19 protein-coding genes are annotated in these 25159 nt (G+C 57.6%); 16 read left to right on the top strand and 3 right to left on the bottom strand.

From position 1 onward, the window contains the following. The first annotated feature begins 118 nt into the window (after positions 1-118). The 3 genes from SH661x_RS00760 to SH661x_RS00770 all read left to right on the top strand — a co-directional run bounded on the left by SH661x_RS00760 (position 119) and on the right by SH661x_RS00770 (position 2393). Entirely contained in the window at positions 119-967 is an 849-nt protein-coding gene (locus SH661x_RS00760) for a sugar phosphate isomerase/epimerase family protein (protein ID WP_437227056.1), read from the top strand. Between the two features lie 42 nt (positions 968-1009). Next, positions 1010-1372, top strand: a complete 363-nt coding sequence (locus tag SH661x_RS00765) for a hypothetical protein (RefSeq protein ID WP_437227058.1) — start codon at positions 1010-1012, stop codon at positions 1370-1372. Between the two features lie 412 nt (positions 1373-1784). Next, a complete protein-coding gene (locus tag SH661x_RS00770; protein ID WP_437227059.1) occupies positions 1785-2393 on the top strand; it encodes a hypothetical protein in 609 nt (202 codons plus the stop codon). Positions 2394-2812: 419 nt separating this feature from the next. Here the strand turns inward: SH661x_RS00770 and SH661x_RS00775 are convergent, their stop codons facing one another. Further along, complete coding sequence (locus SH661x_RS00775; protein ID WP_437227061.1) at positions 2813-3256, bottom strand: acyl-CoA thioesterase; 444 nt, start codon at positions 3254-3256, stop codon at positions 2813-2815. 116 nt (positions 3257-3372) lie between these two features. Here SH661x_RS00775 and larB point away from each other — a divergent pair, with 116 nt between their 5' ends. The 3 genes from larB (at position 3373) to SH661x_RS00790 (ending at position 6583) form a co-directional block, all read left to right on the top strand. Then, positions 3373-4161 (top strand): nickel pincer cofactor biosynthesis protein LarB, encoded by a 789-nt coding sequence (gene larB / locus SH661x_RS00780; protein WP_437227063.1) that lies wholly within the window; start codon positions 3373-3375, stop codon positions 4159-4161. A gap of 69 nt (positions 4162-4230) precedes the next feature. After that, positions 4231-5577, top strand: coding sequence for a PQQ-binding-like beta-propeller repeat protein (locus tag SH661x_RS00785; protein WP_437227065.1), 1347 nt, complete (start codon positions 4231-4233; stop codon positions 5575-5577). 268 nt (positions 5578-5845) lie between these two features. Continuing rightward, a complete protein-coding gene (locus tag SH661x_RS00790; protein WP_437227067.1) occupies positions 5846-6583 on the top strand; it encodes a class I SAM-dependent methyltransferase in 738 nt (245 codons plus the stop codon). A 125-nt stretch (positions 6584-6708) separates the two neighbouring features. On the opposite strand, the gene SH661x_RS00795 is transcribed toward SH661x_RS00790, so the two are convergent. Then, entirely contained in the window at positions 6709-7455 is a 747-nt protein-coding gene (locus SH661x_RS00795; RefSeq protein ID WP_437227069.1) for a hypothetical protein, read from the bottom strand. 660 nt (positions 7456-8115) lie between these two features. Between SH661x_RS00795 and SH661x_RS00800 the strand changes: the two genes are divergently transcribed. The 3 genes from SH661x_RS00800 to argS all read left to right on the top strand — a co-directional run bounded on the left by SH661x_RS00800 (position 8116) and on the right by argS (position 13660). After that, a complete protein-coding gene (locus SH661x_RS00800) occupies positions 8116-10644 on the top strand; it encodes a DEAD/DEAH box helicase (RefSeq protein WP_437227071.1) in 2529 nt (842 codons plus the stop codon). A 429-nt stretch (positions 10645-11073) separates the two neighbouring features. Beyond that, entirely contained in the window at positions 11074-11538 is a 465-nt protein-coding gene (rsfS, locus tag SH661x_RS00805) for a ribosome silencing factor (RefSeq protein ID WP_437227073.1), read from the top strand. Between the two features lie 145 nt (positions 11539-11683). Beyond that, positions 11684-13660 carry an arginine--tRNA ligase gene (gene argS / locus SH661x_RS00810; protein ID WP_437227075.1) on the top strand — a complete coding sequence of 659 codons (1977 nt, stop codon included), beginning with the start codon at positions 11684-11686 and terminating at the stop codon, positions 13658-13660. Positions 13661-13675: 15 nt separating this feature from the next. On the opposite strand, the gene SH661x_RS00815 is transcribed toward argS, so the two are convergent. Further along, on the bottom strand, positions 13676-13885 hold the full coding sequence (locus tag SH661x_RS00815; protein ID WP_437227077.1) for a hypothetical protein: 210 nt from the start codon (positions 13883-13885) through the stop codon (positions 13676-13678). Between the two features lie 162 nt (positions 13886-14047). On the opposite strand from SH661x_RS00815, the gene SH661x_RS00820 reads away from it, so the two are divergent. The 7 genes from SH661x_RS00820 (at position 14048) to SH661x_RS00850 (ending at position 25104) form a co-directional block, all read left to right on the top strand. After that, positions 14048-14539 carry a chemotaxis protein CheW gene (locus SH661x_RS00820; RefSeq protein WP_437227079.1) on the top strand — a complete coding sequence of 164 codons (492 nt, stop codon included), beginning with the start codon at positions 14048-14050 and terminating at the stop codon, positions 14537-14539. Between the two features lie 131 nt (positions 14540-14670). Continuing rightward, a complete protein-coding gene (locus SH661x_RS00825) occupies positions 14671-16215 on the top strand; it encodes a CheR family methyltransferase (protein ID WP_437227081.1) in 1545 nt (514 codons plus the stop codon). Then, positions 16208-16825: a chemotaxis protein CheW gene (locus SH661x_RS00830; RefSeq protein WP_437227083.1), complete on the top strand. Its 618-nt coding sequence runs from the start codon at positions 16208-16210 to the stop codon at positions 16823-16825. Before SH661x_RS00825 ends, SH661x_RS00830 begins: the two co-directional genes overlap by 8 nt. An 87-nt stretch (positions 16826-16912) precedes the next feature. Further along, positions 16913-18562, top strand: coding sequence for a methyl-accepting chemotaxis protein (locus SH661x_RS00835; RefSeq protein WP_437227085.1), 1650 nt, complete (start codon positions 16913-16915; stop codon positions 18560-18562). An 88-nt stretch (positions 18563-18650) separates the two neighbouring features. Further along, positions 18651-20741 (top strand): hybrid sensor histidine kinase/response regulator, encoded by a 2091-nt coding sequence (locus tag SH661x_RS00840; RefSeq protein ID WP_437227087.1) that lies wholly within the window; start codon positions 18651-18653, stop codon positions 20739-20741. Between the two features lie 264 nt (positions 20742-21005). Next, entirely contained in the window at positions 21006-22034 is a 1029-nt protein-coding gene (gene cheB / locus SH661x_RS00845; protein WP_437227089.1) for a chemotaxis-specific protein-glutamate methyltransferase CheB, read from the top strand. 118 nt (positions 22035-22152) lie between these two features. Further along, positions 22153-25104, top strand: coding sequence for a response regulator (locus SH661x_RS00850; protein WP_437227091.1), 2952 nt, complete (start codon positions 22153-22155; stop codon positions 25102-25104). The last annotated feature ends 55 nt before the right edge of the window (positions 25105-25159 follow it).

A 25159-nucleotide genomic window follows, 5' to 3' on the forward strand; every position in this document is an offset into this window, starting at 1 on the left:
TAGCGGACGCTGCTATGATCCTTTTTCTGGACTGTCCGACGCAGCCTTCATGCCATCAAGAGGGCAGTTCGAGACGTCGCTTTGAAAATTCTGAAGTTCAATGACAGGAGTTGACCGCATGAGCAGCTGGCCGATTGGCGTATTTACCTCGGTGGATGCCGGGCTCGGGGTGCACCTTGAAGTTGTGCAGGAGCTGCAGGTTCCCACCGTGCAGATTCATGCACCCCACGTCGAAACACGGACACCGGAAGCAGCTTCGGCATTCCTGTCCCGGTGCAAAGCTGCAGGAATTACCGTGACCGCGGTCTTCGGCGGCTTTGAAGGGGAAAGCTACGCCAGTATCGCCGAGACGGCACGCACCGTCGGCCTGGTCCCGCAGTCGACTCGCGCTGCCCGCGTACAGGAAATGAAAGAGATTTCCGATTTCGCAAAGCTTCTCGGCTGTCCGGTTGTCGCACTGCACATCGGATTCGTTCCACACGACCGTTCGAGCGCCGACTATCAAAGTCTCGTCACGGTCACCCGGGAACTGCTCGACCACATCGCCAGCAACGGCCAGAATCTGCATCTGGAAACCGGACAGGAAACCGCTGAACATCTCCTCGAATTCATTCAGGATGTTGACCGGAAGAATCTGTTCATCAATTTCGATCCGGCGAACATGATTCTCTACGGCACGGGAGATCCGATCGACGCACTCAAGAAAGTCGGTCACCTCGTTCGCAGCGTGCACTGCAAAGACGGCACCTGGGCTCCTGAAGCTGAGCGTGGAACAGGCTGGGGCTGCGAAGTTGCCCTGGGAACCGGTGACGTCGGGATCGAGACTTATCTGCGGACTCTGAAGGAAATCGGCTACAAGGGTCCGCTGACCATCGAGCGGGAAATTCCTCAGGACCGCGAACGCCAGAAGGCCGATGTCGGATCCGCTGTCCGCCTGCTGGAGGAACTTCGAGCCAAGGTGCTCTAGAGCGGTTTTGCAAATAATCTATTACGTTCCGCAGGCGATAATATGGACTTTCATGCGGTGAAAATCCTGAATCGCCTGCACATGATAGACCAAACTGGTCTAGCAGGGCAGTGCGAGATTTTCGTCGTCTTGGATGAAAATACACTCGCTCACGCTTCGTACTCTGAATGGCAAAATCCAGGAGCTGCGCACGGTTTTGTGCGCAGCTCTCTTCATTTCTGCTTTTTGAAATCGAAGACCCCCGCACCGCTCACTCGACGTGCGAAGACTCTGCCGGAGAATCCGCCTGTTCCGGCCAGCCAAGAGCTGACGCTTGCGAAAAGGCTGGCGCGCGGCATTCAAAAGAATGCGAGATTCTTTTCTGGAAGCAGCTCCAATTTCCGCACGAGCAGCAGCAGGTGGTAAGTTTCAGTGGGTCTACCTCAGATGAAGCCGCAACACCACGGCGGCGACATTCCGGTCGACGATCTCCTGTCCCGGTCCCACCTGGCCGCTTCAGGAACGTGTTCCACGGTCTTCTGCTGATCACGAAACTCCGATTCATATCGAATCTGTTGGGGAACAGTTTCGATTCTTCTGAATGAGGAGTTCGGGAATCAGAAGAGCCCGGGGGACGGACCACCTGCCAAAGTTCCGGTTGATCAGGAATCTGACCTGTTCTGGTGTTTCCGTTTGACTGAATCTTTGGTGAAAGATTGTTTCAGACAATTTGCTCTCACGCTGCTGCATTGATGAACAGACTGAATCTTCCGAACTGCACCCCGCAGACCCGGACATTCGGTCTCCGACTTGCAAGTTCTCAAACAGGCTGGAAGTCATGAAATTCGACCACCGCACATTTGCGTCTGTCTGGGCAGCCATGCTGACGGGCACCCTTGGGTTGTCGAACGTTCATGCAGGTTGCCCCTGCAATCAGGGTGGGGGAGCGATCTCGGGCGGAGCCTCCGCGCCGATTCCGATGTCCCCTTACATCAACGCTCCAGTCCCCACGGGAATGCCCGCTGCAGTGCCTCCTGCAGGAGAGTTTGGCAATGTCGGTCCAACGGGCGTCGGGCCTGGTTATTCCGCAGCCACCGCGACTTCGTGGCAGCCTCCTCCGGGGACCATCGGACAGACTTACCAAATGAAGTCACGTCCGGTGCCGGTGAAGATGCATCCGCGGGCCGCGATTGTGGATGTTCGAATTCCCGACGCGAAGAATGTGCGGGTCCACGATATGAACGTGTACCGCACTCAGGATTTTCTTGAGGGGTTCCAGGATGATCAGGATCCTTCGGTGTGGCATTTCACATCCGAGCCCCTGATTCCCGGCATTCCTCACATCTATCGGATCGAAGCCCGCGTTGAAGGTCCGGACGGTGAAGAGAAGATGGAAGAACGATGGGTCCGACTCATCATGGGCCGGGTCATCGAAGTTTCGTTCTGATTGAGTCCGATTCTGCAAGAACCTGTTTTTGAAATCTCGCGAAGAGATGCGGGAACGTTGAGGAGTCCGAAGTCTCCCAGCTTCTCACTCGGCGGCACCGCGTCTCTGCGCGAAACATTTGACCGTGACAATTCGAGAGTCGTCCAACAGCCCGGGAGCAACCCCCGGGCTGTTTTCTTTGATGCGATGCAGTCAAAACAGGGGGGCTGAAGAGGAACCACGGAATACACGGAAATCACGGAAATTAGATCTGTCGTGAGGATGCCTCTTGGCTGCAGAAATTGGGTCAGACGGGCTGGAGACGTGTCAGTCTGATTGTCTTTCGTCTTCAAGAGGCCTTCGACAGCCATCAATCAAGGGCGTTGACAGCATTGGAATCCTTCCGTGAATTCCGTGTTTTCCGTGGTTCAACCCCCCTGCTACGGGACGCCCGGTGCCATGGTCTTTTCGAGCTTCGAGACGTAGTTCTCGGGAATCAGGATTGATGTCAGCGTGCCGTCGGGTCGGCAGATGCAGCAGGCCGATTTCATTCTTCCCCAGGCGACCCGGGTTTCATCTCGCCAGAACTCGATGTAGAACGTCAGCGACTTCGCTCCGATCCGCTCCACCTTCAGACGTCCTTCGATGATTTCGTCATAGTGAACCGGCGCCTGGTAGTGGCAATTGGCATTCACGCGCGGCCATCCGATGTACGTGCCGTCCGCCTGTCGCTCCATGATGCTGAGTCCCAGCGACCGGAAAAAATCGTGTTCCGTCTCTTCCATCCATTTGTAGTAGTTGGAAAAGTGCACAATCCCTGCCATGTCTGTCTGGGAAAACTCAATGCGGCGGCGGGAAATGAATGGAAGAGATTCTTCAGTCACAGTCGGTCATCCTGCTTTAAAATTGCGGTTCTCCCGGTGAGATGGGAAACCTTGTTCCCTTCAACTTACAATCGCAATGAAATTCTGTCGCCCCTTTGGACCTGTTTCAGGAAATCATGTCTCGTTCCATCGAAGATTCCCATCTGCGATCTCTCCTGCAGCTCCTGGCAGATGGAACTCATTCCGTCGAACACGTGCACCAGCAACTGGCTTCTCACGTTCAAGTCCCCCCGATCTCATCGCCCACGGAAGTGCGGATCGATCTGCAGCGAGAGCAACGCTGCGGGTATCCCGAAGTGATCTACGCCCCCGGGAAATCGGTTGAGGCACTCAAGACCGCATTTCACGCATTGCTGCAGCGAGGTCAAAGCGCGCTGGCCACGCGATGTGATCCAGCACAGGCTGCAGAGCTTTGCGAGGCATTTCCACAAGCCCGGCACCACGCACTGGCACGGACCGTCTGCGTGAATCTGCATCCTGAAAAACAGGGGCGTGTTGTCGTGGTCACCGCAGGGACTTCGGATCGACCTGTCGCTGAAGAGGCAATGGAAACGCTCAGCTGGATGGGAATTCACGCAGAGCTGCTGATGGATGTGGGCGTGGCCGGTCCACAGCGGTTTCTGCAGGAGAAGCATCGGCTGGAGAAAGCGCAGGCAATTATCGTTGTCGCCGGGATGGAAGGGGCGCTGCCATCTGTGGTGGCTGGCTGGGTCGCGTGTCCCGTGATCGCAGTGCCGACCAGTGTGGGTTACGGAACGGCTTTCGGCGGGATGACCGCACTGCTGGGGATGCTGAACAGCTGCGCCGCCAACGTTGCAGTCGTGAACATCGATGCCGGTTTCAAGGGGGCCTATCTGGCGGGGATGATCGCCAGACAGTCGCTTCACCCGCATGCAGCTGGATGATGATGCCCGGTCGACAAGACCCCAACGGATTGAAGTTCATAATCTCAGACAGCAAGGGAATGACGTTTCATGTGCAATAACAGAAATTTTATCGGGCTTCTCGTGTTCGTCTGTTCGGCAGCCTGTTCCTGCGTGATTTCAGCGGCGGATCCAGAAGCTGGTCCTGCGAACAACTGGCCGCAGTGGAGAGGCCCCCATGCGGACGGAACGGTTCCCGCGGGAAATCCGCCCATCGAGTGGAGTGAAACGAAAAACATCAAATGGAAGATTGAGGTTCCCGGGAGAGGGAGTTCCACTCCGGTGGTCTGGGGAGACAAAATGTTCGTCCTCACTGCAATCCTGACCGACAAACCGATCCCGGCCGGGGCAGCTTCACCGAAGCCCGCCCTGCTGACGAGCGGGACGATCGAATCCCCCTCACAGGTCTACGATTTCTGTGTGCTCTGTTACGACCGCGAGACCGGCCGTGAACTCTGGCGACAGGTTGCCACCTCGGACGTTCCGCATGAAGGGGGACACCCGACGAACTCTCTGGCCTCGGGCTCTCCCATAACGAACGGCAAACATCTCTACGCATCCTTCGGCTCGTATGGAATCTTCTGCTATGACCTCGACGGGAATCTGATCTGGAAACAAGACCTGGGAGACATGGAGACCCGTCGCGGATTCGGCGAAGGGGGATCGCCGGCGCTGCATGGTGATCATCTCATTGTCCCCTGGGATCACGAAAAACAGTCGAAGCTGTTCGCCCTGAATGCGTTGACCGGAGAGATTCGCTGGGAGAAGGAACGGGATGAACCGACAACGTGGGTCACTCCGCTGATCGTGGAGCATGCTGGTCGGCATCAGGTGATCACCAATGGCACCAATCGCGCCCGCAGCTACGACCTCGAAACCGGCGAGCTGATCTGGGAATGTGGCGGCCAGTTCACCAATCCGATTGCTTCACCGGTCGCACTGAACGACATTGTGTACTGCATGACCGGCTACAACGGCTTCGCGGTCTATGCAATTCCCCTGTCGTCTCAGGGGGACATCACCGACAGCGACAAGATCGCGTGGCGGCGGAACGATGCCGGACCGTATATCTCGTCCCCCGTGATCTCCAGCAACACGCTGTATTTCACAAAATCACGGGACGCCATTCTCTATGCGGTCGACCCGCTCACGGGGAAAAACCGAGCTGGGGAGAAGCGACTGCCCCGCATGGGAACCTTGTACGCATCACCGATTGCTGTCGATGGACGGCTCTACTACTGTGATCGATCCGGCACGACGACCGTCCTCAAGGACTCTCCGGAAATGGAAGTGCTTGCAACCAACCTTCTCGAAGACGTGTTGGACGCTTCGCCTGTCGTGATCGGGAAACAACTGTTTCTGCGAGGCGAGAAGTCGCTGTACTGTATTGAGGAATGAGGTAGTGCGGGTTGCTGAGAAGAAGAGATTTTGAAACGCAGAGAGCGCTGAGATCGCAGAGAAGAAATCAGGGAGAAGATTTCTCTCTTTTCGAAATTGCCTTGTTTCGGACTCATTCTTCAATTCATTTGAAATGAGCTTCTCTCCGAATTTCTCAGCGTACTCCGCGCTCTCTGCGTTTCAAATCTCCCCCCGCTGAAAGATAGAATCCGCTTTCATCCCGAATCTTGACCCATCTCCGGTGTCCCCCCTGCTGAAAAGTTCACTTATGACCACTGACTACGATCCGATCGCCGAGCAATACAAACGATCCAAACAGCAACCGTGGCGGACCTATATCGAAGCGTACAGCCTGCTGAATCTGATCGGCGATCCGACCGGCAAGTCCGTACTGGACATCGCCTGTGGAGAAGGGTTTTACACACGGCTGCTGCGTCAGAAAGGGGCGTCATCCATCACAGGAGTCGATCTCTCCGAAGGGATGATTGAACTGGCCCGGAAGCAGGAGTCCGCCCAGAAGCTGGGGGTCACCTATGTGGTCGGCGATGCTCGCGAACTTCCGACGGACCGAACCTACGATCTGGCGATCGCAGCCTACCTGCTGAACTACGCGCGCGATGCAGACGAACTGCAGTCGATGTGCGACGGAATCGCCCGATCTCTGAAACCGGGTGGACGTTTTATCACCGTCAACAGCAGTCCGTTACTTCACTTTCCGAGTGCACCGTCGTATCGCAAGTACGAATTCGAGACGAGTGCAACGGGGGAATGGACAGCCGGCACGCCCATCAAGTGGATGTTTCATCTCAGCGACGGCACATTCGAGATCGAGAATTACTTTCTGGATCAGGCCATTCACGAAGCCGCGTTCCGAAAGGCAGGATTCCGGGAGATCAAATGGCACGCCCCCCAGTTGTCGCCTGATGGAATCACTTCCCACGGTGAGGAGTTCTGGACCACGTTCCTGGACAGCTCGCCAATCACGTTGATTGAGTGCGTGAAATGAAGCACTGAATCCTTGTTCAGAACATCACGTTGACACTGATCTCAGAGCACGCTGCGTGAGCAAGTGCATTCCGTCAATTTTCGTGAAGAATGCACCCGCCGACGCTTCGTGCTCTGACAGGCGTTTTAATGGACCGCGGTGGAGATTCCGCCCATGATCCAGTGATTGATCGCGTTCGCAGGAGCCATTCCCGAGTCGGACAGCAGCGTGACGGCAATTCCTGATTCACTCAGGCCGTCAATGGCTGCAGGAGCCTCGCCATCTTCATCATCCAGCATCGGATCCATCAGCAGGATCCTTCCGGAAGCGAAGTCGGCAATCGGAGGAAGTGCACGGGCCCACCATGCGGGCAGGTCCCGACAGATCACACCGGCAAAGCGGATTTCTTCTTCTGTTTCGCGATGCAGCTGAGCCAGCATGAACTGCTGCAATGCCGCCACCGCTCCATTTCCTTCACCGAACAGATAAATCCGGTCAGGATGGACATTCCAGCCGCGCAGCACGAGTTCAATGGATTCCTGGATGACAGCAGCTGTTGCGCCCGGGCGTTGGCCTCGCCATCGGAATTGACCGGGCATCGCTGTCTGTGACGGGAACGGAGCGCGGGCTCCGACCGCTAGATAGTTCTGATCGCTGATCGCAGGGAACCACTTCCACAAATCCTGCTCCGAACGGTTGTCGTCATGCAGGTAGCAGATCAGCGGGTAGTCGTAAGTGGCCGCCCAGTTGTCCGGAGAGAAGAATGGAACTCCCGCCAGCCAGGGATGCTGTGGCGATTGCGCAAAGTCATGGCCGTCCAGGGCTCCGCAACCGTCGCCGTTGACAACGCTCTGCCAGAGCTGCGGTTCAGATTCAAATGAGCGTTGCCACATGATCGAGATCCTCCATGAGACCGGCCACTGACGAGAAGCCGATTGATTCGGTCGCTGAACCTTGTGCAGCGGGCAGTGCCCGCATGGAAGCGACCGGACATTCCATTCACCAGCAGCTGCTCCAGAGGAGTACTGCTTTCTCTCTCAGTGCGAGTCCACGCACCATGAGCAGAATGGTTGTACGAGGATCGGCGGAAAAGTGTCAACGGGATTCCGCTCAGAAGACCATTCCGCTCATCCCACCGGCAGGCTCTGCGACTGCAGATCCTCGACACGACATTTTCAGCAGTTTCCTCAGCTTCAACGGAAAGAAAAACACTCCTCGATGATGCAAAAACAGGACAGAAAAGGTCTCAACAGAGAGACACGGATTTCTTGAACCGCGAATCAAGCGAATCCGGCGAATGAATTCTGGACGCCTCGTTTCTTCCTGGTTCTTCCTGCGAGCCAGACCTGAAGTTCGCCGAAACATCATTCGCTCAATTCGTTTGATTCGCGGCTTCTCTACATCCTGCGTGTCTCTGCATCTCTGTCGTGAAACTTCAACCATCTTTTCACGTGTGAAATTCGCATCGGCTGAACATTCCCGGTAGACTTCCCGTTCAACATCACACTCGATTTGGAGCAACAGTGTCGGACAAGAACCCTGCGGAACCTTCTGTGCCCAGTCGTGATGAACTCGCTGCGCTGTATCTCGATCAGCTGCTCTATGAACCGTATCGGGTTCAGGAAGATGCACTGCTCTCGTGGTTCGACGACAACGAGGGGATTCTGGTCTGTGCTCCGACGGGAACAGGAAAGACGCTGATCGCGGAAGCAGCCATGTTCGAGGCGCTGCACACCCGCAAGACCGCTTATTACACCACACCGCTCATCGCGTTGTCAGAACAGAAGTTTCAGGAACTGCAGGAGGCGGCCGTCCGCTGGGGATTCAGCGCGGACGACGTCGGTCTTGTCACCGGAAACCGCAAGGTGAACACCCAGGCGCCGGTGCTGGTGGTCGTCGCGGAGATTCTCCTGAATCGACTGCTCCACCCGGAGGGGTTCGACTTTGAAAACGTCTCCGCGGTCGTGATGGATGAGTTCCACAACTTCAACGACCCGGAACGCGGTGTTGTCTGGGAACTCTCACTGGCACTGCTGCCGAAGCATGTCCGGATCATGCTGCTGTCCGCCACCGTGGGAAACGCTGTCGACTTCCTGCTCTGGCTGCGGAAAGAACATGGCCGCAAGGTTCAACTCATTCAGGGAACCGAGCGAAAGGTTCCGCTGGAGTTTCAATGGGTCGGCGAAGAACTGCTGGCCGACTTCCTCGAACAGATGCAGGACGGAACCGAAGAAACCCGCCGTACCCCCGCACTGGTCTTCTGCTTCAATCGTGAAGAATGCTGGAGTGTCGCAGAACAACTCAAAGGCCGAAATCTGTTGCGTGACGGGCAGCAGAAGCAGCTGGCTGCCAAACTCGACGAATGGGACTGGAAGCAGGGAGCAGGCCCAAAACTCAAACAACTGCTGATGCGAGGCGTGGGAGTGCATCATGCTGGGCTCTTGCCGAAGTACCGTCGACGGGTCGAAAAGCTGTTTCAGGAGAAATTGCTCTCCGTCTGTATCTGCACGGAGACACTGGCAGCCGGGATCAATCTACCTGCCCGGTCGGTCGTGCTCACCACGCTGGTGAAGGGGCCTCCCGGAAAGAAATCGATGATCGACCCCAGCACCGCCCACCAGATCTTTGGACGTGCAGGGCGACCGCAGTTCGACACCAGTGGCTTCGTCTTTGCCATGGCTCACGAAGATGATGTCAAACTCGCCCGCTGGAAGGCGCAGTACGATCAGATTCCCGAAGACACCAAAGACCCCAACCTTCTCGCTGCCAAGAAGCGACTGAAGAAGAAAATGCCCAAGCGGCGGGAGAACGAAACCTACTGGACCGATCAGCAGTTTCAGAAGCTCGTGACTGCCCCGCCCGGACACCTTGGCAGCAAGGGACAACTCCCCTGGCGGCTGCTTGCGTATCTGATTCAACTTTCCCCCGATGTGACACGGCTGGTCAACTTCGTCAGAAAGCGATTGCTTCCCATCAAGCAGCTGGAGTCGGCCGATGAGCGTCTGGCCCGCATGCTGCTGACGCTCTGTTCTGGCGATTACGTGGAACTCGACCCGCCCCCGCCAGAACCGGTCGTCAAAGTGACGAGGGACTGGCCAATGCCAGAAGTGACCGACCTGGCTGCCTCCCCCCTCCTGATGCCTGCTCCCGAAGAAGACACCTTCGGCGGAGACTTGCTGGACAACCCCACCCCCGATGTTGCCGACGAATCTCCTTCCGCAACTGCGGAAGAAGAAGCGGAATCCGCCACGCCGTCAATCGGATCGTTCGGAGCGCTGTTGCAGGCGGCGATTCGCAAGCCGGAAGCGGGAACGCCTGTCACGGTCGCTGGGGGAAAGACGTCAGGTGGAAGTTCTGAAGCACCGGAACGCGAGATCTACATCCCCCGTTTCGCCCGGCCGACTCCCCGGCTCGGCGAATTGATGCTCTTTCGCAGCTGCCATCCTCTCTACGGAATGTTCCTGCTGGATCATCTCGGACTGGCGGATCGAGCTGAGAGAATTCAACTCCTGGAAAGCGTGCTGGAGGTACCCGGGTCGATTCTTCCGTTGGTGCGTGTCCCCTGGCCGTCGGAACTTCCTCCCGGACCGCTTGCCCGATACCGCGTCGACCCCGAGCTGATGCGACGCGGTCTCGTCACCCAGCGTGAGCTGGACCCCAGTTCGGTGGAACCCGAGCTGGACAGCTTCGGCAAGCCGATTCGAGTCTTTCCGGTTCCGCTGGGAGACCGCATGCGGCGGCTCTTCGATTCCGAGTACCCGGGAGTTTCAGATGTGCGAACCCGGTCGGTCTGGATCGTGGGGGATCTGATTTCCGCCGGCGGGACGTTTCACAACTACGTCTCGACCCGCGATCTGACCAAGCAGGAGGGAGTGATCTTCCGCCACTGCCTGCGGATGATTCTGCTCTGCGAAGAGTTCTCCCAGTTCTGCCCGGTGGGTCTCACCCCGGACGAGTGGCAAAGCGAAATGAGCTGGATTTCCGAAATCCTGATCAACAGCTGCCGGGAAGTCGATCCGGAAAGCACCGACACGACCCTGGAAAGCATGGCCGCAGCAGCCGATGTGGCGGTCGAGGCATGAGGGATCAGGAGGAAACGGGGGATTCACCACGGAGGCACGGTGACACGGAGGTTTTTTAACCGCGAATCAGGCGAATAGAGCGAATTCTGGCGCGATCTTCCCAGCATGATCCTGCTGTTCTAAATTTTCAGACCACGCTGCGTCAGCAAGTGCATTTAATCAATTCTTTCTCCGTGCCTCGGTGTCTCCGTGGTGAACCGCGACTTTCAACTCAGCCATTCCGGGTCACTTTGATCTCACCCGAGGCCGATTTTCGTTTTAAAATTGCCTCATCTGGCTGGGATGGTGGGTATTGCCTTTCCAATCCGTGTCGTACAATGTGAAAACCCTCGCAGCCTGTTCTTTTGAAAATCCAGACGAAAAAGAGCCTTGGTGCGGGCGGGACCTGGTCCCAAAACGAGTCGAAGTGCGGTTTTATCGAAAAGAGGAATGAAGTTGATCGAAATTCAAGGAACTCGGGTCACACGCGTCCGTGGAGAAATGGCTGCCATTCGCAATGAAGCCGCCCTGCAGCACAGCCTGGAGAACGCCTGTCTGATCGCCAAAGTCTGCGAAGATTTTCGCGGGCAGGATGTCTGCGTGCTGGATGTGACCAATGTCACTTCGCTCTTCGACTTCTTCGTCATTGCGACGGGAAGCAACCGTCGGCAGCTGCGCGCCATGGTCGATTCCTCGGACGATGCCATGGACGTCCGCAAGTCGACACGCCTGGGGGTTGAAGGATCGGATGTTCCGTGGATCTGCCACGACTACGGCGACGTCGTGCTGCACGTGTTCACTCCCGATGCTCGTGCACTGTACGACCTCGAAAACCTGTGGGGCGATGCTGTGCGAGTGGACTGGAAGTCGCTGCTTCCCGCTGCTCCTCCATCGCAGCCCGAACAAGTTGGATAAAGCTGCACAAAGTCCTTGTCAGAGCCCGAAGTGTGAGCGAGTCCGAGTTTTCGCTTGCGACGTGTGTCTGCACTGACTGACCTGGCGTGCTCTGAAAACAGTCGAACTCTCCCGAGTCCCTGGCCCCTAGTCCCCCATCACCACAATGAACATTCTGCGCCTGCTCAAGATCCGTTTTTCCGAAGTCCTCGGGGATTTCACCGAAGAGCCGGCAGTTTACCTGGAGATGGTCCGTCCCGCTCAGGATACGCGGTTTGGAGACTATCAGGCGAATTTCGCCATGCCGCTGGCCAAGCGAAATGGAACGAATCCGCGCGAAGTGGCGCTGCGGATCATCGACAAGCTGGATGTGACCGACGTCTGTTCGACTCCGGAAGTCGCCGGCCCCGGATTCATCAATCTGACGCTGCTCGACAGCTGGCTGGAACAACAGGTCAATGCTGCTGCCGATGATGATCGGCTCGGCGTGGCAACGGTGCAGAATCCCAAAACCGTGGTGGTGGATTTCTCCTCTCCCAATGTTGCCAAACCGATGCACGTGGGACATCTCCGGAGCACGGTGATCGGCGATGCCCTCGTCCGCATCCTGAGGTTTCTGGGGCACAATGTCATCGCGGACAATCATATCGGCGACTGGGGAACCCAGTTCGGAATGATCATCTACGGCTTCAAGCATCTGGTCGATCCAAAGGGATACCAGACGGATGCTGTGGGAGAACTCGCCCGGCTGTATCGGCTCGTCAATCAGCTGTGCGACTATCACGACGCTCTGGGAGAACTTCCGACTGCGGAAGCCAAGATTCTTCTTCTCGAAAGCGATCTGCAGCAGGCGGAATCGGCCGCAGACCCCAAAGATGCCAAAGCCCAGAAAGAGTTGAAGAAGCAAAGGGCCGAACTCGCTGCAGCTCGTGACGCTGTGACCTCGCTGAAAAAGAAAATTGCCGCTGTCGATGGCGATGCGAGTTTGAAATCCGCGGCCGAGAAGCATCCTCAGATCAGCCGACTGGCTCGAGAAGAGACTGCCAAACTGCATGCAGGCGATCTCAACAACCTGCGACTCTGGGAAGAGTTTCTGCCACAGTGTCTGCAGGCATTGCAGCGAGTCTACGACCGGCTGGAGATCAACTTCGATCTCGCCCTGGGGGAGAGCTACTACAATCCCATGCTGGCTGACGTTGTCACCCAGCTGGAACAGAAGCAACTGGCTTGTGAGAGTGATGGGGCCACCTGCGTCTTCGTCGAGGGGCACGCTGCTCCCTTCATCGTCCGCAAAGGGGATGGGGCGTACACATATGCCACGACGGATCTCGCGACGATCCGCTACCGGGTCGAAACGTTGAAGGCAGACACGATCCTGTATGTCGTCGACGCCCGGCAGGGAGAGCATTTCAAGCTGCTGTTTGCGACCGCACGCAAGTGGGGTTACGACTCGATCGGCCTGCAGCATGTCAGCTTCGGCACCGTCATGGGTCAGGATGGACGGCCCTATAAGACACGGTCTGGCGATACCGTCGGTCTGGAAAGCCTGCTCGATGAAGCTGTCGCCAAGGCACTGGAGATCGTTGTTTCGAATGACGAGTCGCGTACGAACCCGGAAGGGGAACCGGCTCCGGAGTTGTCCGAGGAGCTGCGAAAGGAAATCGCGGAGATGGTCGGGATCGGGGGGATCAAGTACGCCGACCTGATGCACAACCGGGAAAGCGATTACACCTTCGATTCAGACAAGATGCTCGCGATGACCGGCAATACTGCGACCTATCTGCAGTACGCGCATGCCCGCGTTCAGGGGATCTTCCGTAAGGGAGGAGTCTCTGTCGAACAGCTGCGACAGAGCGGCGCCTGCATCCAGATCAAAGAACCGGCGGAGCGGGCACTCGCCTTGAAACTCTGTCGATATGCAGAGACGCTCGATGGGGTGGTGGGTGACTGCCGCCCGAACCTGCTCACGCAGTATCTGTTCGAACTCGCAGGCGACCTGACGTCGTTTTACGATCAGTGTCCGGTTCTGCGGGCTCCTGACGAATCGACTCGCTCCAGCCGCCTGCGGCTGTGCGATCTGGCGGGTCGCATTCTCGCACACGGATTGAGTCTGCTGGGGATTGCAGCTCCGCAGAAGATGTAATCGACTCAACCCGCCTCAGGCGACGCGACGTCCAGGTGAGTCTGCCGGGATGTTCTGGTCGGATTCAGATTGCATGTGGACGATCGGCGCGTCTTCAGCTTCGGTCAACATGGCCTCGGGCAACAGATCCGCAAATTCTCGCTGGATGTAGGCGTTCATCTTTTCGCGGAAGGGGACGCCGTCCTGGGCGAAGAAAGGATCGAACTCCGGGGTCGGAATGATCATGGGAGTCCTTGCGGGGTGAACGTCAGGGAGGGTACGATGGCCGATGCGGCGCTCCCTGCCACGCTGATGCGGTGATGGCGGACCGGTTCACGCCCTGATGCGAGAACAGCCGCTGACACAAGACTCCTGGAATTGTTCTGTCGGATGAAAGAGAAGGGTTTGATGACTCAAACCACGCCAGAACTCGCTCGCGCAGCTGCTGTTTATCTGTCTGTCCGCATCGGTGGCATCCTGCACGCCATTCCCATCGAATCAATTGAAGAGGTTCTGCCGGCCCTGCCGATCGAGCCGATCTCCCAGCTGCCCTCGTTCGTCATCGGCGTGGTGTTTGTCCGAGGCCATCTGATCCCGGTGTTGAGTGGTGTCGAACGCCTGGGGCTGGGAACTCGGAATGCTGCCATTGAACCTCAATTGGTCTGCCTGCGTCTGCGGGACCGACTGTTTGGACTGGAAGTCGACGAAGCGATTGATCTCATCGAACTCCCTTTCCAGAACCGGCTTTCTGCTTCAGAACTTGGAGCGAGCCAGCGGTTCCTGTCATCGATCGTCGATCACGCGGGGCAAGTCTTCAGGATTCTTGATCCAACTCAGCTGCTTCAACCCAATGAATTCCATCTGGTCGCCTCAGAAGCACCTGAGAATACGTTTCGTTGACGCAATGTTCGAGGCTGTTTCACTTCAACTGCAATTTCATCCATCCAAGTCCGCATTTCGCGATCCTGAGTCGAATTCCCTGATCCAATTCTATTCTTTGCCCGACGGACCGGCTTTCGAAATCCAGTTCTATGGCTTCGCCGTTTGATCCTTCCGACATGCTGCAGGGGACCGCAAGTCATCAACGACTTGTGCAGCTTTTTCCTTCCCATGTCACGGACTTCCAGGCGATTCCGCAGGAATGGTGGGTGGAACTGCAACGGGTCCTGGAGTTCGAAACAGGCATGGACCTGGCAGGGTCGCGCGGCAGCCGGCTGCGGGACGCGGTGGCCAGTGTGGTCCGCCGCAGCGACAAGGCATTCGCGTCCATCTTTTCCGACAACGACCTGAACGCCCGGTTTGTCGAGTCGGTCGCTGCCGAGCTGACGATCGGCGAATCGTTCTTCCTTCGAAACGAAAATCATATGCAGGCGCTGCGGAAGATCGTCCTGCCAAAGATCCTGGAGGAGAACGCCACTCGCAGGACGGTTCGCTGCTGGAGTGCCGGATGTGCAGGGGGAGAAGAACCGTACTCTCTTGCGATCCTGCTGGACGAGCTGGTTGACAAGGCAACCCCGTGGCAGATTTCCATTCTGGCCACCGACCTGAACCCTGCTTTTCTGGATCGAGGCCGGGAAGCACTCTACCGTCCCTGGTCGTTTCGGCAGACGAACGTCTTCAGCGACCAACGATTCTTTGTGCCGGAAGGGAACGCGTATCGGGTCCGGGAACACCTTCGCAGACAGGTGCGATTCAGCTACCTGAACCTGGTGAAGGATGTTTACCCCAGTGCGTTGAACGGCATTCTGGGGCTGGACCTGATTCTCTTCCGGAACGTCGCGATCTATCTGAAGCAGGATGTCACGCTCGCCATTCTGCAGCGGCTTTACCGAGCGCTGCGACCGGGAGGCTGGCTGCTGCTGGGGGAAACAGAAGTCACGCTGGCCCCCGACGTCGGCTTCGAAGTCCATCGCCATGCTCACGTGACTCTGCACCGGAAGCCGATGAGCTCGGAACCGGATCTGGGTACATTTGTTCCCGTTCGAAGTGAGCATTCCCCGGTTCTCCCCCGGGTGGATGTGAAAGTCCCTGTCCTTCCGGAATGGGTCCCCCTTCCGAAGAAGCAGGAAGAGGTGCAAGGGGACCACCGGCAAACGTCCGCGCCGAAAAACTCCGAGGCAGCCGGTCATATCGACTGGCAGCAGCGGATTGACCGAATCACAGACCGACGCGAACGTGGCGAGCAACGTCTCGTGTATGTCAAAACACTTCTGCAGCTGGCGCAGCTGCTGGAAGCACGTTCCGAACTGGACCTTTGCCTGCGTGACCATCCACTCAGTGTGGAAGCCCACCTGCTGCAGGCGGGTCTGCTGGAGGAGGCAGGGAATCTCGTCGAGGCCGAGAAGGCATATCGACGGGCTCTGTATCTCGATCGCAACTCCGCCATCACTCATTTCCACCTGGGACTTGTCCAGGCCCAGCGGGGAGATCTCCCCGGCAGTCGCAGGAGTTTGAAGACCGCTGATGGACTGGCAGAGAAGGCCGATCCTCGCGAGTTGGTCGAACATGGAGACGGAGTCTGCTACGGTCGGTTGCGGGAGATGATTCAACTGATGACGGGAGAACGGAATGAGTGACCTACCGGCAACGTCGGCGAGCGTCTGGGAACGAATCCGTTTTCAGCTGGCCTCGCTGCAGTCGCAATCGGACACCCGGCAGGCGAACTCCGCGGCTGTCGCTGAAAAACTGGCCCGCCGGGCTCAGGTCTTTCGGGAACGGGTCCATAACCCCCAGTCGGCTGGGCCGGTGCTACCGACTCTTTTCTTTTCCGCAAACCGCAGCCGTTACGGTCTTCCGCTGAATTCCGTGATCGAGATCCTGTCCCTGGACTCGTTCAGTTCGGTCCCGGGGGCGCCTGACTATATTCATGGCGTGGTCCACTTTCGCGGGGCGATTCTGTCACTGATCAACCTAGGCCGGCTGTTTGGAGCCCCTGAATCCGGCATCACAGATATCCATTTTTATATCGTCGCTCAGGGAGGCGGCCAGAAGGTCGCCATCGCAGCAGGGGATGTGGAGGATCTTCTGGATGTTCCGGGCAATCAGATTCGACCGGCGCCCGAGTGGAGCGGCCGGACCCCGCGTCACTGGGTGAAAGGGGTCTTCCAGCAGGATCGTCTGCTTCTTCAGCTCGACGAAATTTTACAGGAAGACGCGATCGTCAACTGGAGAACCCGTGGATCGTGACCCCCACGCCGGACTGACGGCCGTGATTATTCGCCTTTGACGAGACAGCCCCTTCCCTTTTGAAATTCATCGATCAATATCAATACCATGCGACTGACGATTGGACAAAAACTCGGACTTGGCTTCGGCATCGTGCTGCTGCTGATGGTCATCTGCAGCCTGGTGGTCTATCAGGCACTGGAGAGGATTAATGCCAGCTCGACCGTGATGACACAATCAGCGACTCCGGGACTGCGCGCCTGTGACGATTTGCTGATCTCCATCAACCGCGCCACAGCGGTCACGCGTGGCATGCTGCTGCTCAGTCCGGATTCCAAACAGGGAGCCGATTTCCGCAAGGAAATGGATACGTCTCTCGACGACGTTCAGGCTGCCCTGACTCGACTCAAAGCGGTTTACAGCGATCCGGGTGACATCACCAGCCTGGATGCGTACAACAAAATTCTGCAGAGTTCCGACGTCTACCTGACCACCCAGCAGGCAGTCCGCAACGCAGCTCTGGAAGCGGAAAAGACTCCAGAACGGGACCTTCAGGCTGCTATTACACTGCTCGAAACCGGATCTGTTCCTGCCTCCCGGGAAATTCGACTGGCCGCCGAACAGTTGAAAGATTCGGCTGTCCGCCAGATGGATCAAGTCGAAAAGTCGTTGAAGGAAAATCAGATTTCTGCAAAGTCAACGTTGCTCATCACCACCGTCCTCGCGTTGCTCCTGGGTCTGGGACTCTCCATCGCTCTGACGCGGAGTCTGGTGACGTCCATCCGATCCTTACTGGATGGAGTGCGGATGGTGGCCGAAGGGAATCTCACTCAGGCGGAAATGCGCGTCAGTTCCTCGGATGAAATCGGTGAGTTGATGCAGGGATTCAATCAGATGGTTGTTTCCTTGCGGACCATTCTCTCCGAGACGACCACAGCCACCACGGACGTTGCCACAGCCAGCGGACAGATTGCAACCGGCGCCCAGCAGCAACTGGCCAGTCTCAATCAGACCGCCACTTCGCTCAACGAAATCACGACGACCGCGGAAGAATTCAAAGCGACCATGCAGGAGTTCGCGGATCGTGCCAAAGCGGTCCACGAGGCTGCTGACGAGACGGCCCGGCGTGCCACAGAAGGCTATTCACTGAGCAAAGACTCTGCGATTCAGATCGAGAAGGTGCGGGAAAATTCCCTGTCCGCAGGCGAAAGTGTCCTGCATCTGGCCGAACAGATGCAGCGGATCGGAGAGATTACCGCTTCCGTTAACGAGATCGCCGAGCAGACGAAACTCCTCGCGCTGAATGCATCCATCGAAGCGGCGCGAGCGGGAGAAGAGGGGCGTGGTTTTGCCGTGGTCGCCATGCAGGTCCGTGAACTGGCAAACCAGTCGAAGGAGGCTGCGGGGCGTATCGAAGGATTGATCACGCAGACGCAGAAGTCCATGCAAAGCGTGGTCGGCAAGATCGAGGATGGCGGTCGGCTTTCCGAAGATTCGACCAGCAAAGTCCGTAACGTGACTGTCGCGTTCGATGAAATCGCCAAAGCAATCGACCAGACTCGACAGGCGATGGCGCAGATCAACACCGGAGCGCGACAGCAGGAACTGGGGATTACCGAGCTCGTCAGCAGTATCGTCGAAATCGACTCGGCTTCGAAAGAGGCGGTCGCTGCCGCTGAGCAGACGCAGCAATCCATCCTCTCAATTGACCGTCGACTCAGGACATTGAACGGCTTGATCGGCCGGTTCAAGACATGAGCCCCGAACGGCCCGCCGGCTCCTCGTGTCATCAGTCCATCGGAGCAACTCGCAATTCACCCCTTTCTGAAACACGCATTGCACTCCGATGCACGATCCCATCTTCGACATCTTCCGTGACGAAGCCCGCGAGCACTTGCGGTTACTCGAAGAAGGACTCCTCGATCTGGATGCGACGTCGGATCCCGCTGCGCGGACGCAACTGGTCAACTCACTCTTCCGCCACGCACACAACATCAAAGGAGATGCACGGGCCCTGGACCTGAACGACCTGCAGGAGGCGGCCGGTGTTCTGGAAGAACTGCTGGAACATTTTCGCGAAGACCCTGCAGCGGTGAATGCGAACCTCGTCGAAAAAGGACTGCAGGAACTCGACGTCCTGAAAAAGGCGTATGAACAGTGGCATCGAGTCTTTATCGCTGCGGAATCGAACGACACTTTCACTCCCTCGACTTCATCCGTGACACCGGCGATCCCGGCTGCCAGTGAATCTTCGGCCGATGCGTCTCCGCTGTGGATGGAACATTTTCTCACCGTGCGAGTGGGATCCGATCGACTGGACCAGATGCTCAACCTCGTGGGGGAAGTCCGCGTTCTGCAGCGTTCCGATGGCGAGATGCAGCGCCAGCTGAGTGCACTCAGAGGACGCCTGAGCGAATTGACCCAGCAGGTCCGGGGGGAGCTCCGTCCAGCACTGGAGTCTGCGTTCGACCATGCACGCCGAATCGAACTGAGTCTGCATCAGCAACAGACTCGCGAGCAGGTGTTGATGCAGTCGCTGGAAGAAAACATCAGTGCAGCCCGACTGCTGCCGGTGTCGATGCTCGCCGATTCACTGCGACGTCCGGTGCGTGACCTGGCCCGCAGCCTGGGCAAGGAAGTTCGCTACCAAGCCGATGTCGGTGACGTTCTGCTGGACAAAGCGGTTCTGGAATCTCTACGAGGCCCTTTGCTGCATCTGGTCCGGAATGCGGTCGATCATGGAATCGAAACTCCACAGGTCCGCCGATCGCGGGGAAAGAACGCGCAGGGGACCATTCATCTTCAGGCGGGACGACGCGGAGAGAAAGTCTACATCCAGATTTCGGACGACGGTGCTGGAGCGGATTTCGATCGCATTCGAAAACGGATACTGGATCATGATCTGCTGAGTCAGCAGGAGGTGGATGAACTCTCACCCGAGCAGCTGTCGCAATGGCTGTTTCAACCCGGCTTCAGCACGGCGGATGTGGGTGAGATCTCCGGGCGGGGGGTGGGGCTGGATGTCGTGCGGGACGCCTTACAGCGCATTCAGGGGAGAATCGAGTTGTCCACGGAAAGCGGGAAGGGGACAACCTTCTCACTGTTCCTTCCCGTCACGTTATCAACGATCCGCATCCTGACTGTCTGGTGCGGCGGACAGTGTTTCGGAATCCCCAGCAACAGCATCCTGCGGACAGGACGGGTGCAAACTTCGGAGCTGCGCCGGATTAAAGAGACCCCTGTCATTCTGATCGAGAATGAACCGGTCCGCTGGATTCCCATGGCGGAGTTTTTACAGGTCGATCCCACTCGCGGGGGAATGCAGAACCAGGTTCAATCGTATGTCGTGATTCAGCAGGAGGGTCGAAAGATCGCCCTGCAGGTGGATGACCTTGATGATGAACGCGAAGTCCTGCTCAAGCCGTTAGGGTTCCCGCTTTCAGGCACGCCCGGCATTCTCGGGGGAACGATCCGCCCGGACGGCTCGGTCCAGCTTGTCCTCGATCTGAACTTCGATCAGTCTCATCGGGAAACAAGAAGGTGGCAGCCGCAGGGGCACGAAGGGCGATCTCACCCTGAGTTCCGCGTACTGGTCGTGGACGATTCACCCACGACACGTGCCTTGCTGCGGAACATTTTCACCGGTGCGGGATACGAGGTACAGACGGCGGTCGATGGAATCGATGCGCTGGAGAAGCTGCGGATCGCCCGTCCCGATCTGGTGGTCTGTGATTTCGAGATGCCGCGGCTCAACGGCGTGGACCTGACCCGTCAGATCAAATCGAACTGGAACCTGCCGGTGATCCTCGTGACGGGCCGCGAGCAGGAACATCATCGGCGTGAAGGATTGGAAGCGGGCGCGGATGCGTATGTCGTCAAATCGACATTCCGAGGCGAAAGCCTGCTCGATCTCGTGAAGCAGTTCCTGGCTGATTAAGGCCAACAATCTGCACGCACCTCGGGCCTGACGCAGAGCTGCGTTTCGAATTCAACCCAGTCGGAACGTGACAACCACACCAGGCTTCCGCCTGTATCGCAGATGCTTGCCGTTCTGCAAGGAAAACTTTTTGCATTGTGCCGTGGTTGGGAATAAATCGAATTCGCACCTTGTCGATCTTCCCAAAGCGTGCGACGATACGGCATTCGAGCGGCCCCTATGTCAGCGACTGACTCGAATGTTCTTACTGAAGTTTCCGCACCCATGATTCGTCTGCTTCTGGTGGAGGACTCCGTTACCCAGCGTGAGATCCTTCGAAAACTGATCGATGCCAGCGGGAAGCTGGTCGTGGTTGCTGAAGCTCGAAACGGGCGTGAGGCGGTCGCCGCCGTCGCCAGATATCGGCCCGACGTCGTCCTCATGGACATCCATATGCCGGATATGGATGGGGTGGCAGCCACTCGGGAAATCATGAAGCTCACACCAGTTCCGATCGTCGTCACCAGCGCTGCACTTCGGCAGCAGGAAGTCGACCTGGGCCTGGAAGCGCTCAAGGCGGGAGCCGTCTCTGTGGTCGAGAAGCCGCAGGGTGCCGTTTTGTTGCATCTGAAGAAGATCGCACCACTTCTGTGCGACGAACTCGTGGGAGCTTCGAAGGCGAAGGTGGTTTCCATGATCGCCCTGTCCCGGAGACTCGACCGGAAGAAGTCCTGGAACGGTTCGCCCGGGCAGATTGAAGTGATCGGCATGTGCGCTTCGACCGGGGGACCACCCGTCCTCCTCCGAATCCTCTCCCAGTTGCCAAAATCGTTTCCCATTCCAATCCTGCTGGTGCAGCACATCGCAGCGGGCTTCGTCCCTGGATTTGTCAGATGGCTGGGGGATCTCTCCGGCCAACAGGTGAGAGAGGCCCTGCCATATCAGGAACTCACTCCAGGTATCTGGATCTCACCGGGAGGAAAGCATCTGGGTGTCAATCAGCGTGGACGCATCGAACTGACTCCGCCACAATCGGGAGAGATCCATTGCCCTTCCGGTGACGCCCTGTTTCACTCACTGGCCCAACACTACGGTCCCACTGCCATGGGAATTCTATTGACGGGAATGGGAAGCGACGGAGCGGAAGGGTTGCGGGAACTTCGGGATGCAGGAGGACGCACCGTGGCCCAGGATGAAGAGACCAGCCTGATCTTTGGAATGCCGAAAGCTGCCATCGATCGCGGAGCCGCTGACTATCAGCTTCCACCCGCAGCCATCGCCGACTTGATGATTGCCACCGCCCAGACTCCATAGTGCCCTGGTTGTTAACACGTCCCGATGAATCACTGTAACACAAAGCCTGACCTGCGACGCCCGAAAGGGGGCCGGCCCTCCCGGCAGATGAAAAGCCCTGCTGACACCACCCGATCCCATGAGTGAGATCCTGCTCATCGAAGACAGCCCCATCCAGGCGCTGGCGTATCGTCGGCTGCTTGAGCAGGCAGGCTATCGGGTTCGGCATGCGGAATCCGCGGAACAGGCTTATCAGGAGTGCCGTGCTTCCTATCCCGACCTCGTCGTCCTCGACCAGTATCTGGGAGACAAGTCCGGCCTCGATGTCTGCCGTCGACTGAAAAGTGACCCGTCACTGCAGATCATTCCGATGCTGGTTCTCACCGGCAGCCACCGTGAACAGGATCATGTCGCAGCCTTGGAAGCGGGTGCCGACCGCTTTCTCTCCAAGGACAACCCCAGGGAAAACCTGCTGGCGACGATTGAGAGCCTGCTGAAATCGACTGTCCGGGTCGAAACCGCGAACACCGATGAAGAGACCCGCACGAACCTGTTACAGGAATCGCGGGTGCTGATCATTCGGGAGAAGCCGCTCGCCGAATCCATGCCGCTGGACTCCCTGCTGCGAGACAACGGGTTTCATATCGTCGCCACCTCGTCCAGAGAAGAGGCGATGCGGCTGCTCGACAAAGAATCGTTCCATGTTGCTCTCGTCGACACGATCAGCCTGGGAGGACAAGGGTTCGAGACCTGTCAGCTCATCCGCAGCTGGGCCGAGCAGAATCAACGACAGCTCGGCCTTCTGGCGGTGTCTTCACAGGACAACAGGCAGAACCTGATCCTCGCTCTGGAATCGGGAGCCGACGATTTCGTCAGCCGTCAGCAAGAGCCGGAAGTTCTCATCGCGCATGTGGAATCGCTGGTCCGGCGAGTCCGGGTGATGCGAAACGCACAGTCCATCAATCAGAAGCTGCACCTGCAGGAACTGGCGCTCCGCGATGCCGAATGGCAGCGGCAGCAGGCGGAAGAACGCGCTCAGCATGCCGAAGCACGTGCAGCCCTGTATGAAGAGCTGGAAAAAGTCGCTGCCGAGCTGAGCAAATCAAAAGGGGAACTTGAAGCCGCGAAAGAGGCTGCAGAAGCCGCCAGCAATACCAAAAGCGAATTCCTGGCGAACATGAGCCACGAAATCCGTACTCCCATGAACGGCATCCTGGGAATGCTGGAAGTTCTGAACGGGACCAACCTGTCCCCCCGGCAGACAGACTACCTGGACGTCGCCCGACAATCGGCCGAGGCGCTGCTGCGGCTGCTGGACGACATCCTCGATTTCTCCAAGATCGAAGCGGGCAAGCTCGATCTGGAACGGGTGGAGTTCGATCTGCAGGAGTGTCTTGGAAAGGCACTTCGCATGATGGCGATTCGCGCCCACGAAAAAGGACTGGAGATCGCCTGCCGGATTTCGCCCCGGTTGCCGGAACGGTTGCTGGGCGACCCCGGACGCCTCCGACAGGTGCTGGTGAATCTGGTCAGCAATGCCATCAAATTCACTGAGAATGGTGAAATTCTCGTTGATGTCGAAATGGAATCCGAGACCGCGGAGGAAATCCAGCTGCACATCGCAGTGCGAGACACGGGAATCGGGATTCCGAAAGATCAGCAGGAGCGGGTCTTCAGTGCATTCGCGCAAGGGGACACGTCAACCACGCGCCGCTACGGCGGAACCGGACTTGGGCTGGCCATCTCGTCGCGGCTGGTTTCCATGATGAGCGGCCGTCTGTGGATGGAAAGCCATCCCGGCACTGGAACGGTCTTTCATTTCACAGTTCAGGCAGGACGACATCCAGCCACGCCGGTTCACAGTCCGGCCGAACAACTCTTGCGAGGCCTGCGAACCCTGATCATTGGGAACCATCAGACACAGCTCTCCATTCTCTCTGAACTCCTGCATCACTGGCAGGCCCGTACGGAATCGATTGCCATCGATGATTCTGCTCAGCAGGTTATGCAGGCTGCGATCGACAATGCCGACCCTTTCGGACTGGTGCTGGTCGATCTGCGGCATGACGAGCTGCCCCATGAGAACCTGCAACTCAAGTTGACAGCCCTGCATCAGGAAATTCCGGTTCCCATGCTGGTGCTCTCCTCCAATCCCCTTGAAATGCAACTCGACACGCTGTCGCCCAAAGGGCAGATGCGTTTTCTTTTCAAGCCGGCGATGGCGAAAGAACTGCTTGACGCGATTCATCGCTCGCTCAGGAATGAACATGACTCCGGTCAACACGAACCGGGACAGGACCACGCACAGACAATCCCGTTGAAGATCCTGCTGGCGGAAGACAGCCCGATCAATCAACGAGTGGTCCTGGAGTTCCTGCATCGCTGGGGGCATCAGGTGACCGTGGTCAACAACGGGATCGACGCCATTCAGGAGGCCACCCGAGACCGTTTTGATCTCGTGCTGATGGATTTGCAGATGCCTCACATGGGGGGAATCGAAGCTACTGCAGAAATTCGGAAGCTGGAGACTTCAGGGGACCGGCGCCTGCCAATCGTCGCGATGACGGCAGAAGCCATGAAAGGGGACCGGCAACGATGCCTGGACGCCGGAATGGATGACTACATTTCCAAGCCGATCCTCTCCAGCGAGCTGTTCGAGATCATTACTCGCTGGATCCCGAAAGAAACGCCTTCCAAAGCCGATCCGTTGTCACCCTCAGACACATCCGTCAGTCACTCCGAGGAAGAGACGGCCGACCGCATGGTGGACTGGAATCTGGCAAACCAGTTGCTGGGGAACGATCCCGACCTGCTGGCCAATCTGGTTTCGATGGTTCAGGAGCAGAGTCCGGAACTTCTCGCGGAAATCCGGACCGCTGTCGAAACCCAGAACTCGGAACAGCTTCATCGGAGTGCTCACGCGCTCAAGGGTTCAATCAGCTATTTTGGAGTCCGGCCGATCGTCGAACTGGCCCAGCAACTCGAGGTGCTCGGTTTGCAGCAGAAGGTCCACGAAGCTCCGCCGCTGTTCCACCGGCTGCATAAGCTGATGGACCGGATGTATCGCATTCTCGACCAGCCCGCCGTCTGATGGCCTCCTGCTGATCTGCAGCTTCTTGCTTCAAGCAATCAACCTTTCGGGAGAA

It is taken from the genome of Planctomicrobium stercoris (genome assembly GCF_051465655.1).
Lineage (GTDB): Bacteria > Planctomycetota > Planctomycetia > Planctomycetales > Planctomycetaceae > Planctomicrobium.